The following is a 14,296-nucleotide window of genomic DNA, read 5'->3' on the forward strand; positions in this document are numbered from 1 at the left end:
CCGTCGATGCAGTTTCGCCTGCCCGAGCGAGAATGGGATGAAGCCGAAGGAGAAGTTCAAGCAAGAGTTGAAGTTGAAGGCAAAAAGGGTTTTTGAAAGTAGATTGGCAAATTTGGTTGTTTGACAAATAACCCATTTTGTGAAGTCGCCGCAATCCCGCCTTTGGCAGCCCCTTTCACGCTCAAGACCGAGAAAACCCGCAAAAACAGAGCTAGGCTTTTTGGCTGCTTTCATTTACTCTGTAAGTATCTAACCCTCGTAAATCACGCGATTTTCTTTGACCAACCTGTCCGTTTTCTTGATCCCGAGCAAAAATCTCTTCGCATGCTAAAAGCACTCGAACTGGCCGGGTTCAAAAGTTTCGCCGATCGGACCCGCTTCGACTTCCCCGACGGCATCACCGTTGTGGTCGGCCCCAATGGTTCTGGCAAATCGAATATCGTCGATGCCATCAAATGGGTGCTCGGCTCGCAAAGCGCTAAGTCGTTGCGTGGCAAGGACATGTCGGATGTCATCTTCAAAGGCTCGCAAACTCGCGGCCCCGCCAATTCGGCCGAAGCGAGCATCATTTTCGACAACGCCGACGGATCGTTGCCCGTCGATGCCCCCGAAGTCCACGTCACTCGGCGAGTCTACCGTAGTGGCGAAGCGGAATACCTGATCAATAACGCCCCGGTCCGCCTGAAAGATGTCAGAAGTCTGATCCGTGGAACCGGAATCGGGATCGACGCCTATAGCCTGATCGAACAGGGCAAAGTCGACCGGATGCTGCAAGCCAACGCCAAGGACCGCCGAGCGATCTTTGAAGAAGCCGCGGGGATCAGTCGCTTCAAAGCCAAAAAAATCGAAGCCGAACGCCGACTCGCTCGCGTCCAACAAAACCTCACACGGCTAGGCGACATCGTCGATGAAGTCGCCTCGCGGTTGCGAAGCTTGCGAAGTCAAGCCAGCAAAGCGGAACGCTATCGCCAAGCCACCGAGCGGCTCAAGGAACTTCGCACCCAAATCGCGTGGACCGATTGGGCCGATTTCAGTTTTGAACTCGAAACGACCGAGCAAGATTTGACCGCAGCGGTCAACAAACATGCCGAACTCGAATCGCTTCGCGAACAAATGACCGAGCAGCGACAAGCTGCCGACATGCAATTACAGAAGATTGCCGACGAAGCCCGGGTGATCGAAGACGCCCGGTCTCACCATTTGCAGCGGATCGCCGAACTGAGTGGTCGCCGCGAAGCCGACGAAGTCGCCACCGCCGATCTCCGTTCGACCGTCGCCAAATCACTGCGCCGAGTCCGCTTGTTACAAACCCAAGCCGGCAGCGCCGCGGCGGAACTGCGTAACGCCAACGAACGATTGGCACATTACGAAGTGGAACTTGCCGAAGTCCGCCGCCACAGCAAAGAAGCCGAAGCCGATCGAGACAAGATCCAAACAGAGGTCGACGAAGTTCGCCGCCGCCGCGATGAGATTCAACAACAACATCTCGCCACCGTCCGCACCGTCGCCGATTTGGAAGCCGCCCGTCAACGAGCGGAACAACAAATCGCCGAAGTCGGCCGTGTGTTGGCCAATTTAGAAAAACGCATCGCCTCGGCAAAAACCTCGTTAGCCGAAGCCGATAAAGAGGCTGCCGTTGCAAAGGAACGCGTCGAGACGCTCGATTTAAAAATCGAACAGGCAGCAAAAGAAGCCGAACTTGCCGACGCAAAATTGCAGGAAAGCAAACGAACCCTCGAACGACGACGCGAAGAAGCGTCCGCTCTCAAAGTCCGCTTGCAGGGCGTCAGCGAACGGCTTAGCGTCCTGCAAGATTTGGATCGACGACAAGAAGGCGTTTCCGGCGGCGTCAAAACGATCCTCGATAAACTTCGAAACGGCGACGACCCCATCGCCCACACACCCATGGCCCAATCCCTCTGCGGAATTGTGGCCGATTGTTTTGAAGTCGATATCCATGTCGCGCCCCTGATCGACGCTGCACTCGGTTCGCGAAGCCAATACTTGATCATCTCTGGCGGCGAACTGCAAAACGCCATTCTGAGCGGCAAATTGCAAATCAATAGCCGCGTCGGCCTGATCCGTTTGGACGAGTTGCCTCGTCGGCGTCCCGGTGACCGAATCCGGCTTGATGGTCTAAAAGGGGTCATCGGACGCGGTGACCGGATGATCAAATGCGAACCCAAGTTCGAACCGCTGACACGCCATCTGCTTAGCAGCACATGGCTAGTCGATTCGCTCGCCACGGCATTGGGGCTGCGAAAATTGAGCGGAGCCGGTTTGCGTTTTGTCAGTGCGTCGGGCGAACTGCTTGAAACTGATGGCAGCGTCGTTGTCGGGCCGGCTAGCACATCGACGGGCCTCGTCAGTCGACGCAGTCAAATCACAGCCGCCGAGCAAGAGATCAAACACTACCAATTTCAATTACAGGAAGCAGAGAAAGAATCGACCCGATTGGCAGCCCTCGTTGACGATCAAGCAGCCGAACTGGGACGGATCGAGCAAAACCATCGATCGATGATCACCGATCGTGCCGCCGCCGTCGCGGAACTAAGACACACCCAAGAACGCCGTCAATCGTTCCAAACCGCTCACGACGAAATCGATGCCGAGATCGTTTCGACGAATCAACTTCGTGCCACGTCGCAATCCGAATTCGCCACGATGGGAACACGAATCGCCGAAGGCCAACACAAGGTCGAAACACTTGAAATGGAAGCGGCCGAAGTCGACGAGATGCTCTCGGGCGCTCAATCGGCATTGCAATCCGCCACCAGCGGCGTGATGTCGATCTCGGTCGACGTCGCACGCGCAGAACAAAAATTCGAAACCTTGTCGACGACGATGCAGCAGCAGAAACGCGACCAAGGCCAACGCGAAGCCGCCGTCGCCGAAGTCCGCGGGCAAGCCGAACAAGGCCGATCGCGGCTAAGCGATTTGAACCTGCGGATGCTCGAAGCGACTAGCCGATTGGCAACGCTGCAATGGGAATCCGACACAAACACTCGCGAATTGGCCCGCTTGGCCGAAGCCGCATCTACCGTACGTGCTGAAAATCGCCAAATTGTCAAAGCCAGTGAAGAGGCGATCAAGCAAACCAGCAAAGCCAGTGAGGCGGTGCACGCAATCACCGCGAAACGCGATAGCTCGAAACTGCGCCGCGACACATTAGCGGATCGATTGCTCGAAGATTACCAAATCGATTTGCGAGGCAGCGAGCCACCCGAAGACTTACAAGAACCCGAAAACCGCCAAGCGGTCGAAGACGAAATCGCAGGATTGCGGGCCCAATTGCAAAAGACGACGTCGGTGAACATGGAAGCTCTCGAAGAGCTCGAAGGTTTACAGGGTCGCTATGACGAGCTTCACGGCCAATACCAAGATTTGACGGCGGCGAAGGATTCGCTGCAACGGATCATTGGTCGCATCAATGCCGATTCACGTCGTTTGTTCCTAGATACACTCGAAGCGATCCGCCAAAACTTCCAAAAGCTGTATCGCAAATCATTCGGTGGCGGACATGCCGATTTGATTTTGGAAGAAAACGAAGACCCGCTCGAAGCAGGCGTCGAAATTGTCGCAACGCCACCCGGGAAACCCAGTTTCAGTAACTCGTTATTATCCGGTGGTGAGAAGGCGTTAACCGCGGTGGCGTTACTGATGTCGATTTTCCAATATCGGCCCAGTCCGTTTTGTGTGTTAGACGAAGTCGACGCCCCGTTTGACGAAGCGAACATTGGACGTTTCGTGACCGTGTTGAGCGAGTTCTTAGATCATTCCAAGTTCGTTGTCGTCACGCACAGTAAGAAAACGATGACCGCCGCCACGACCTTGTACGGTGTCACGATGCAAGAGTCAGGCGTCAGCAAGCAAGTCTCAATCCGCTTCGAAGACGTCAGCGAAGACGGAGAAATCAACGAAGGCGAAGCCGCCTAATGTTGGTGTCCAGGCTTCAGCCGCCCGTGCATTAAAAAAATCGCCTAAAGGCTACACACCAGCGCAAGCCGCCCAAGAGCAACGTTGGTGTCCAGGCTTCAGCCGCCCGTGCATTGAACAAATCGCCTAAAGCCTACACACCAGCGCTAGCATCCACTCTACCGCCGCCATAAACTGAAATACATCGAATTCGCGATCTTCGAAGCAGAGTCCAGGAGGCGTACAGTGCCGCGAGACCCCTCCCGAATGTACCGTTGGCGGAAAGTCGCGCCACAAGATCGAGTCGCGATTCTGGACGAGCGTCGCCAGCGAAATCATCCCTGCCACTCGCCCGCCCACATTGAAAGTGAAGCGACTCGTTACTACATGATCACGGCAGCCTGTTTTGAACACCGCAGTGTCATCGGTTTTTCAAACGAACGAATGGCTGACTTTTCGCTAAGGCTCTGCAGTCTACTCGGTGAAACCTGTAACGCCCTCTTCGCATGGGTCGTTTTACCGAATCACTACCATGCATTGGTAGACGACAGTTCCATCACGGGAACACTAAAAGAACTCGGCCAACTACACGGGCGCACGTCGTTTCAGTGGAATGGTGAAGAATCGTGCCGAGGGCGCCAAGTATGGTGCAATGCGGCAGAAACGGCCATGAAATCGGAAGGCCATTATTTTGCATCGCTCAACTACGTGCTCAACAACCCCGTTCACCATCACTACAGTGAAAAGTGGGCGGATTGGCCCTTCAGTAACGCGGCTGAGTATTTGCAGTTGGTTGGTCGCGAGCGGGCATTAGAGTATTGGCGAGAGTATCCGTTATACGATTACGGAAAGAGCTGGGACCCGCCAGAGCTGTGACAGGACAAGAGCAACGTTGGTGTCCAAGCTTTAGCCGCTCAAGAGCAATCCGACCAAGGTCAACCAAATCGCCTAAAGGCTACACACCAGCGCTAGTGTCCAGGCTTTGCAGAACGTCCTGCCTAAGTCGGACGCTCTCTAACGCACTACGGTTAATGGGATAACGTGGACATCGTCATGGAAAGCGTTGCCTTAGGCAGTCATTCCACACACAAAGATTTGGTTTCGATTGTCAATCGTGCGAACGTAGGCAATTTGAAGTCCGTTGGGCGAAAACACGCATGCTTCGGGACGTGGCGCTGTGTCGGAGTCGGCTTTCTTCGTTAGCCGTGTTGTTTGTCCAGTCAATGCGTCGGTGACGCAGACACTGGCGTCCATCACGTGCGCGATCGATCGACCATCGGGACTCCATGTAAACGACGATGCGATGCCGTATGGGTTCTCACTTAATTGCATCGGCGCACTTTTGTTTGCGGCGTCGCCGTTTGGCGAAACCGTCCAGAGCTGGACAACCCCTGCATCGTCTTTCATCAGAAACGCAATGGATGATCCGTCAGGACAACTGCGCATCCAATGCCGTGGTCCTTGGATTCCCGGATACATGCGGTCGGCCGTATAAGTCAATCGCCGCTGGACAACTCCTTGCGGCGGTGCGGGCCGACACGTGGGCGTTCCTTCGATCGGTCCCTCACCGGGGCAAGTCAAATCATCGGGTAGATCAACAAGAAAGACTTCGCTGATCGAACGACCATCCTCGGCAACCACTTGCCCTAAGAATGCAATCGCACGCCTAGGCAGATTGCCGTTACTGTTTGTGCCTACCCATCCCTCTTCGAACGCTTTGCTGATCTGATCCGAGCCAGGCGCCGGGTGATTGACGGTTCGAGTGACAAGGACTGAAAAATGGGATCCATCATGATTTCGCGGATGAGTGCGATCCACTGTGATTGAACCTGTCTTGTTTGGCCAATCGGGAACACTGACACCAATGTTACGTTGATTCCTTTCATGAGGAATCGCATTCGCCCCATCGGCATCGAGAGCCGCCAGGACCTGATCTTCGTAGGTGAACGAAACCCATTTCCCATCGGGCGAAAAGGTATGCACGTGAGAACCACCGCGGAGGGCGCCGGCCGTAAACGGAGGAATCAAGTTGCGGGCTTCTAGGTTAGTGGCTTTGTTGACCGTATTGGGTTGATCGGTTTGCACGATGACACCGCGGCGGTTCCAAGCGTTGTAGATCCAATCGGCCGTTGGGTTTTCGGGGCCGTGGATGAAGACGACCTGCGGTTTGGTGGGACATGCGGTGACGACGCCGACGCAGGCACCATCTTGGGAGCGAAAGACCACTTGCACTTCGCCCGTTTTCACGTGGACTCGTTCGATTCGATCGCCATCAAAGACCGATCCCGACCGATCACTGCGGACGTCATAATAGATCCATTGTCCGTCATGCGACCAAACGTTCGCATTGGAAAGGATCACGTTGGATGGGCTTGATGTCAGTTGCATTTGATTCCTGTTTGGCCTCAACGTGCTACGGGTGTGACGACCCGTTCCCGATTATCACGCCTTTGGTGCTTCTCGATCGGACCAAACGGCCAACTCATTGCCGCTTGGGTCGACGAACTGAAATCGTCGCCCTCCTGGGAACGAGATGATTGGTTTCACGATCACGCCACCATGTTTCTCGACTTTGGCCAATGTCTCTTCCAGCGTTTCACTGTAGAAGACAACCAGTACCGAACCGGTTGCGGTGGAGGCAACGAGTTCGCTTCGATAGAAACCTACCTCGATCCCTTGATCGGAGACCGCGGCGTAGTCGGGACCATAATCGATAAATTCCCATCCGAATGCGACGGAGAAAAACTGCTTCGTCGCCTCCATGTCTTTCGCAGGGAATTCAACATAGTTGATCTTTTCGTGTTGGTTCATTTGGGTTCTCGCGAGCGTATCCAAGTAGAGCAAAAGCTGGCCCAAGGATACACGTTGGGGCAAAGAAAGAAGAGGGTTCGTGATTAAGCGCTGGTGTGCAGGCTTTAGCCGCCTGGGTATTGGCAAAAGACCGACGCCTGCGATCGCCTAAAGGCTAGACACCAGCGCTGGTGTGCAGGCTTTAGCCGCCTGGATATTGGAAAGTCCGACGCCTGCGATCGCCTAACCCGAACATTGCATCCGCGGATTCAGCTTGCCCACTAGCGCGAAAGCCTTAGTCCTGATAGTCATTGGAGTTACCACACCTCAATTTCCACAGGCCCAAGGCTTTCTGCAATGACAGATCGTAAACGAAAACGTCCTGCTCTGAAACGCCTACGTCGGCAAGCTGTTGATGCTGACTTCGACGGTGGAACGCTCACCTCCGATGGCGGCTTGGTGCTCCTTCGCGAAGTTGATCGGCGGCTCGATCTGATCCGAAGGGTCGATCAAGCCATCCCCGATCCGCGTGATCCGATCTACACCGCGCATCAGCAAGACGAGATCCTCATCAGCCGAATCTTCGGCATCGCCGCCGGTTACCAAGACGCCAACGATCACGACGCCTTGCGGCACGATCCCGCTTTTCAAGTGGCTGCCGGAAGGACGCCAGCAGAAAACGATTACAGCGAAGGCGCCTATCCGCTTGCCAGTCCCTCGACGCACTGCCGGTTTGAAAACCGAATCGACTCCAAGGCCATCTTCAAGCTTCACGAAGTCCTCGTCGATACCTTCCTGGATAGCTTCGACGAGCCGCCTGAAGAAATCATCCTGGACTACGACGCGACCGATGACACCGTCCATGGCAACCAAGAGCGTCGGTTCTTCAACGGTTACTACGACAGCTACTGCTTCCTTCCGCTTTACGTTTTCTGCGGCGATCAGATTTTGGTTTCGTATCTGCGGCCCAGTAGTGTCGGAGCGGCTCATCATGCTCGGCCGGTTACCAAGTTACTGGTCCAGAAGATTCGTTCGCGTTGGCCTGACGTGAAGATCATCCTTCGCGGCGACGGCGGCTATGCAGACGAACCGCTGATGCGATGGTGCGACAAGAACGATGTCGGCTACATCTTCGGCTTACCCAAAAACAAGGTTTTGGTGCGGGAAATCGCTTGCGAAATGACTCGGGCGAGGATTCAGCAATCGTATCTCGGTGGCAAGCGAGCGTGCTTCAAATGGTTTCGCTATCGAACGTCCAGGACTTGGGATCGTCATCGCTGGGTTGTCGGCAAGGCACAGTACACCGGCAAGGGAGCCAACCCGCGTTTCGTGGTCACCAACCTGCCCAGCGACGCGGGCATTGTTGATACGACAAGGCACCGGCCGATGGTCGACGGCAAGCGACAACCTTGGGAAGTCAAGGAAGCCGGGACACAGTGTAGCGTCGCTTGGAATCCGGAAGACTTCTATCGCACGATGTACTGCATGCGTGGTGAGATGGAGAACCGGATCAAGGAACAGCAGTTGTGTCTGTTCGCCGACCGAACCAGTTGCACGCGATTCATGGCGAATCAATTTCGACTGATGCTCTCATCGCTGGCCTATGTGTTGGTTGATGGCCTGAGGCGACTGGCACTTTCGGGCACCGAGCATTCACGCCTGCGTGTGGACAGCATTCGCCTGCGACTGTTGAAGATTGCCGCTCGGGTCCAAGTGACTTCTCGCCGGGTGGTGTTTCATCTTTGCAGCCATTGTCCATCGGCGGCGCTATGGGACGACGTGATGCTGCGACTTTGCCGTAGCGATTAGCCTTGCCCATCGCCAGAGATAATTCGCAACCCGCGAGCCGATGGTCAACGTGGGGGAAGGGGGAACTCCGCGCCGCCAACAAAAAAGACGATCAAATCGATGCTCCAAAGTGGCCCATGCCATCCCAGCTAAACTCAAAAGCGTCTACCACAGGCGGATGCAATGTTCGGGCTAAAGGCTAGACACCAGCGTTGGGGTGCAGGCTTAAGCCGCTTCGTCTATTGAAAAAAACCAACGACTGAAAACGGACTACGAACCTACGGTTTAGCCGCGTCTTTCCCTTCTGCAGCGCGACGGAACTCGGCAGCGGTATCGGGATCGCCTAACTGATCATAGATTTCAGCCAATTGTCGCTGGATCGGCGCCGCATCCTTGGCTCGTTCGAGTGCTTTCTGGTAATCCACGGCCGCAAGCGCATAGTTCTTCATCTTTAGATGGATCATCCCACGCGTATCGAGATAATCACTGTTGTCGGGCTCTTGTTCGATCGCCTGAGTCGCTAAATGCAACGCGGCGTCCAAGTCGGGATCATCCTCCAACGCAATCAAATAGGCTAGGTTATTTGCTACCACTGCCAATTTCGGGTTCAAGGCGACTGCTTGCTTCATGTTTAATTTGGCCAGTTCACCATTCCCGGCCAACCATTCCAAGCTACCCAACGCGAAATGGGCCATCGCGGTGGCGTTCCCGTCGGCGATCATCCGCCGCATCGTTTCGCGGCTCTCTTTGAGTTTTTCCGGGGACGAACGAGATACCGTGATCAACCGAGTTAGCGCGGGCTGGTAACTATTGTCATAATCCAACGCAACTACCAAGTACTTGAAGCTCTCTTCGAGTCCCTTTTCCCCCTCGGATTCCACGTCAAACATCCGGACAAAAACCGCCGCCAAGAGCTTCTTGAACGATTCGTTGTCCTCTTGCGCCAATCCCTCTTTCAACAACCGCTCGGCATCAGGAAGTTCCCCCATATAAAACAGGGTCGTTGCGTAGAGCAAACGATTTTTCGAATCGCCAGGATTTCGGGTGAATTGACGTTCCAATTGCCGACGCGCGGTCGCCAACGTCGCACGGACTGCATCCATGTCATTCATTCGCGCCTCCAACTCAGCGACTTGCAACCACAGTTCGGGTTGCTCTTCGGCCGCACGACGAAAATACTCGGCCGATTTCTCCAAATCGCCCCCCACCAAATAGTAGAATCCCCATGACTTCGCCAAGTCCGCCGAATCGACTTGATCGGCGTGCGACAGATGCCAATACCAATCCTTTAAGTTCGGGGCTTGCTTGGTCGCAGCGACTTGGTTTGCCGTGCGGATCGCCAAATAGCGATGGGCCGCGGGGTAACCGACTCGGTTCACCGAAGCCAACGATTCCATCAGCGCGCCCGAGCGGTTGGCATCACCGAGTTGCTCGTACGATCGAGCCAGCGAGAAGATGACCTCGTTCCGATTGATGTTGTCACCCAACAGTGCTTTGCGGAGCAACAATTGGGCCGATTCCGGTTCCCCTTTTTCCAACAGCTGAACCCCACGACTCCAATACCGCTGGGCATTGGTCGATTGCCGGACATTCCCCATCGCAGTGGCCACAAAGAATCCACCCAGCAGCAAAACGGCCGGGACCCCCAGCAGCAAATCTCGCTTACTCCGTCGACCCGCCGAGAAATAATCCAACAGCGTCCGCAGCGTCATCCAGAACCGGCTTAGCAGCCGTCCCGGAAACGCAAACAACCAACGAACCGGCGCAAACAGCCGACTCAGCCAATCGCCCTTAGCGATCGGAGAAGCCTGGCGCCGCATTTGTCGACGCATTCGATAACGATGAAACCAGTTAAACATAGGAAGCTAGCAGTTGTCAGTTGGCAGAGAAAAAGTAGTCAGTTTTCAGTGGGCAGGGAAAAGAGTTTGCAGTCGTCAGTCGTCAGTTAGTAGTTAGTAGTTAGTAGTTAGTAGTTAGTAGTTAGTAGTTAGTAGTTAGTAGTTAGTAGTTAGTAGTTAGTAGTGGGCAGTGGGCAGTGGGCAGTGGGCAGTGGGCAGTGGGCAGGGGGCAGTCGTTAGTTGGGAGAAAAAGAACTGAAAACTGCCGACTGAGAACGGACAACTCTTTTCTTCTTCCTGCCAACTGCAAACTGCCTACTCTTTCTCCCCCCCAAACGCATGCATCACGGCCATTTGAAACAATTCGTGATTATCCCGGATTTGGCCTCGTGACAATTTCACTGGCGTTTCATCGAGCAGTTGGACCTGGATCACTCCACCACCATAGGATTGCTTTTCACCAATTGCCCAACGCATTCGGTTGATAAGATGGATCCACGCATCGCCAAAGTGAGGCGGTGGTGCGACACAATCCCCACGGGGGTCGAGACAGGCGAACAACACCTCGGCTCGTTCCAGCGGCGGTCGTTCGAGTGACAAGTCGGCCGCCACGAAATTCTCATTTCCATCAAAAGGGTAAGGCGATCGGTTGCTGACCTGCCACCCAACCCCGGAATAACACATCGCTAAATCATGCCAATCGTTGTAAGGACCATCGACGCTCAATAGTACCGCCCGCGAACCGTTACTGTATTGCCAAATGAAGCTCTTCATGCCACCGAAAATCGATTCCTCAGTCTTCTCATTGACGATGAAATTCGTACGAGTCCATCCAGCGATTTCGGCCGGAAAAAACGATTCGTCGACCGTATCAAAATCGATGGCCGAGTTTTGAGCCAATTCCACCATCGATGCCTGAGCCAGTGACAATCGCGAAAACTTTGAAAAGGCCGCCACACCGCCTAGACCAAAGACAACCAATACGCCCGCCACGATCACCGCCGCGCGAGGCGATACCGCCGAATCCAAAAAGCCAATGGGTGAACCATTGACTTCGGACGGGGACGCCGGCGATTCATCGTCGGAAATACCGGTTCCCGGTAACAAATATCGCCAAAAATGATCACTGCTAGTCGCCATCAAGACGCCCGTCGCAAACGTCACCATCCCCAACAGGTCGTGTCGTAAACCAGTCGACAAATCAATCCCGTAACGCGATTGGGCGTAGACCACTACAAAAACACGGATCGCATTGGCGATCACCACCCAAAAGACCATTTGTACTACCAACGCCAAAATTCGCCACACGCGATAATTTCGCAGCACGCTGTAACCCACGCCGACCGCGATCGCGGCAAACATCGAATGAATCCCACTACACGCATCAGCCACTGCAAAGTTATTCTCAGGAGTGCGAATTTCAACGCCCGTTGAAAGATGCAGTATTCCCATTAAGTCCAACCATAAGCTGGCCAACCAAGTCGCCAATTGCTGCATCTCGACCACGAACCAGCTGTCCATCAAGACCGGCAGTGGGATACAGGCAACCAATAATACCAATGGCCCGCGCAGCCGCCACGTCATTTCGCGGCCACCCCACAATGTCAGTGCCGCCATCACCGTCGCCACCGTCGCGGGAGCCGCCATCCATCGACTCGGCAAAACATACGTTCCCACAGCGAACCCGGAAGCGATCAGCGTCCATAATAGGACTCGCGGTGAAACGACCATTTGTCGCGTTGTCGGCTCTTGCCGATAACGGTAAACGCCCAAGATAAAGGCGAATAGCGCCATCAACGGTACATGTTCGTAATAGTCGCGCGATGACATCCATACGCCCAACTTCGCGACGGGCATCACCAAGGCAACGCCGAGTACCAGCAAAACGACCGCGATCACATTCGCCGATCGTGAACCGGGCGGCGCATTGTTGCTTGCAACATCCACAGTGGTTGGGATATCGTCAATTGCAACGGATTTGGGCATGAATCAAAGTTCCAAAGTAAGACAAAACTCAGAAGACCGGTTCGCGCGGAGCCAGGTGGATAAGCGGCGCGGACTCAAGCGGCGCGATGTACCATCGGATTGCACCGGATCCATTCTGCATTGCAGAGAGAGAGTTACCAATAAACGGCCAAAGGGGGAAATGGGACAAAAGGGTCAATCCCCAATCCACGATACAGCTTAGCTGATTAACCGCGATTTTCTAGCGTAAAATCTCCGGTGAGTTGCCTGGACGTCCGCAGGAGGTTGAACCAACGAAACTTAAATCAGCCGCTGGGCGCTAGCCCACGGTTCACGAGATCGGATGGGGCCGGCGAACGGGCGGGTGATCGCAACGGAACCGGACGCTAGCGCGTGCCGGCTGAGGGTCGCGGATACAAATCAAATCAGCCGCTGGGCGCTAGCCCACGGTTCCCGAGATCGGGTTGCGATGGCAAACCCGCAGGTGATCGCAACGAAACCGGACGCTAGCGCGTGCCGGCTGATGGTCGCGGATTCGAATCAAATCAGCCGCTGGGCGCTAGCCCACGGTTCACGGGATCGGATAGGGCCGGCGAACCGGGACTAACATAACGGAACCGGACGCTAGCGCGTGCCGGCTGATGGTCGCGGATACGAAATAAATCAGCCGCTGGGCGCTAGCCCACAGTTCCCGAGATCGGGTTGCGATGGCAAACCCGCAGGTGATCGCAACGGAACCGGACGCTAGCGCGTGCCGGCTGATGGTCGTGGATACGAATTAATCAGCCGCTGGGCGCTAGCCCACGGTTCCCGAGATCGGATAGCGATGGCAAACCCGCAGGTGATCACAACGGAACCGGACGCTAGCGCGTGCCGGCTAATGGGGCAACGGAACGGACTGATGGTCGCGGATACGAAATAAATCAGCCATTCGGCGCTAGCCCACGGTTCACGAGATCGGATAGCGATCGCGAACGGGCACCTAACGCAACGGAACCGGACGCTAGCGCGTGCCGGCTGATCACGGAATCGAAAAAAGGCCTCGGTGAAATACCGAGGCCTTTCATGTGGATCATCAATGATGAACAAAACTTAGCTGGCGACCGCTGCCTGGCGGCGACGTCGGAACCCAATCAAACCACCACAAGCGGCAAGTCCGATTAGTGACATGGTTGCAGGTTCAGGGACGGCATATATGCCGTTCGCTGTGAAACTTGTACCACCTGTTGAAGAAACAACATGAAACGCTAGATCAGTAAATGCAGCAGGGAGAGTAGCAAATGTGAACTCGACGAACGTGTCCGCACTCGTGATTGTTTTCCCCGAAAAATTCACGAAATTGTCTTCGCTGGCTACCACTGTAAAACTTTCCCCAGCAGAAACGGAAATGTTATTGATCCGAACCGTGACATTCGACAATACCGAAAGACCAGGGGATGCACTTAGCACCGAATCGACATTCGAGTAACTAATCGCGTCACCAACTTCGAACGTAGCCTGGCCACCACTAAGTGCTACTGGAGAGACGGGCAAACCAAAAACACCGGATGCTGGGGTCGACCGAATTGCGGCAGAGTCGGTTCCGATCACACTGAAATTATCAATCAGAACAAAGGCGGCATTGGCTTGCCCCATTGAGAACAGACTGGCCATTACAAGCCCAGCCATCAAAACAACTCGTTTCATCTTCAATTCCCTTTTTAAACCCGTTGTAAATATATCTTGTGTCAAATCAATTAGCTCACGTCTTTGGTGCCAGTATGCACCCAACGATTCCATATGCTAGTACCAGCTAGGCCTCCCGTCAACACTTTCGTTAGAATATTTCTAACCCGCCTAAATAGCCCAGCCGGCGAGGAATATGACGGTTTTTCATGGGAAATTCAGAAAAAAGGAAGAATTAGGATTCAGGATTTAGTTGGCAGTGGGCAGTGGGCAGTGGGCAGTGGGCAGTGGGCAGTGGGCAGTGGGCAGTGGGCAGTGGGCAGTGGGCAGTGGGC

General features: G+C 54.6%; 8 protein-coding genes. 3 read left to right on the forward strand and 5 right to left on the reverse strand.

Features of this window, described 5'->3' with window-relative positions; translation table 11 throughout:
* Window positions 1-324: 324 nt before the first annotated feature.
* The gene (gene smc / locus CA13_RS06890) at window positions 325-3,936 is read left to right on the forward strand and encodes a chromosome segregation protein SMC (protein ID WP_146395201.1); all 3,612 of its coding nucleotides are present in this window, start codon (window positions 325-327) and stop codon (window positions 3,934-3,936) included.
* Window positions 3,937-4,161: 225 nt separating this feature from the next.
* Window positions 4,162-4,791 (forward strand): hypothetical protein, encoded by a 630-nt coding sequence (locus CA13_RS06895; protein ID WP_146395202.1) that lies wholly within the window; start codon window positions 4,162-4,164, stop codon window positions 4,789-4,791.
* Between the two features lie 192 nt (window positions 4,792-4,983).
* On the opposite strand, the gene CA13_RS06900 is transcribed toward CA13_RS06895, so the two are convergent.
* Complete coding sequence (locus CA13_RS06900) at window positions 4,984-6,303, reverse strand: YidR family protein (RefSeq protein WP_146395203.1); 1,320 nt, start codon at window positions 6,301-6,303, stop codon at window positions 4,984-4,986.
* Between the two features lie 54 nt (window positions 6,304-6,357).
* Window positions 6,358-6,726 (reverse strand): VOC family protein, encoded by a 369-nt coding sequence (locus tag CA13_RS06905; protein ID WP_146395204.1) that lies wholly within the window; start codon window positions 6,724-6,726, stop codon window positions 6,358-6,360.
* Window positions 6,727-7,062: 336 nt separating this feature from the next.
* Here CA13_RS06905 and CA13_RS06910 point away from each other — a divergent pair, with 336 nt between their 5' ends.
* Entirely contained in the window at window positions 7,063-8,514 is a 1,452-nt protein-coding gene (locus CA13_RS06910; protein ID WP_146395205.1) for an IS1380 family transposase, read from the forward strand.
* A gap of 257 nt (window positions 8,515-8,771) precedes the next feature.
* On the opposite strand, the gene CA13_RS06915 is transcribed toward CA13_RS06910, so the two are convergent.
* From CA13_RS06915 to CA13_RS06925, 3 genes are all read right to left on the reverse strand, one after another.
* Window positions 8,772-10,352, reverse strand: coding sequence for a tetratricopeptide repeat protein (locus CA13_RS06915; protein WP_146395206.1), 1,581 nt, complete (start codon window positions 10,350-10,352; stop codon window positions 8,772-8,774).
* Between the two features lie 294 nt (window positions 10,353-10,646).
* Window positions 10,647-12,317: an exosortase U gene (gene xrtU, locus CA13_RS06920; RefSeq protein WP_146395207.1), complete on the reverse strand. Its 1,671-nt coding sequence runs from the start codon at window positions 12,315-12,317 to the stop codon at window positions 10,647-10,649.
* Window positions 12,318-13,388: 1,071 nt separating this feature from the next.
* Window positions 13,389-13,982 (reverse strand): PEP-CTERM sorting domain-containing protein, encoded by a 594-nt coding sequence (locus CA13_RS06925; protein WP_419194021.1) that lies wholly within the window; start codon window positions 13,980-13,982, stop codon window positions 13,389-13,391.
* Between the last annotated feature and the right edge of the window lie 314 nt (window positions 13,983-14,296).

The sequence above is a fragment of the Novipirellula herctigrandis genome, from assembly GCA_007859835.1.
Taxonomy (GTDB): Bacteria; Planctomycetota; Planctomycetia; order Pirellulales; family Pirellulaceae; genus Novipirellula_A; species Novipirellula_A herctigrandis.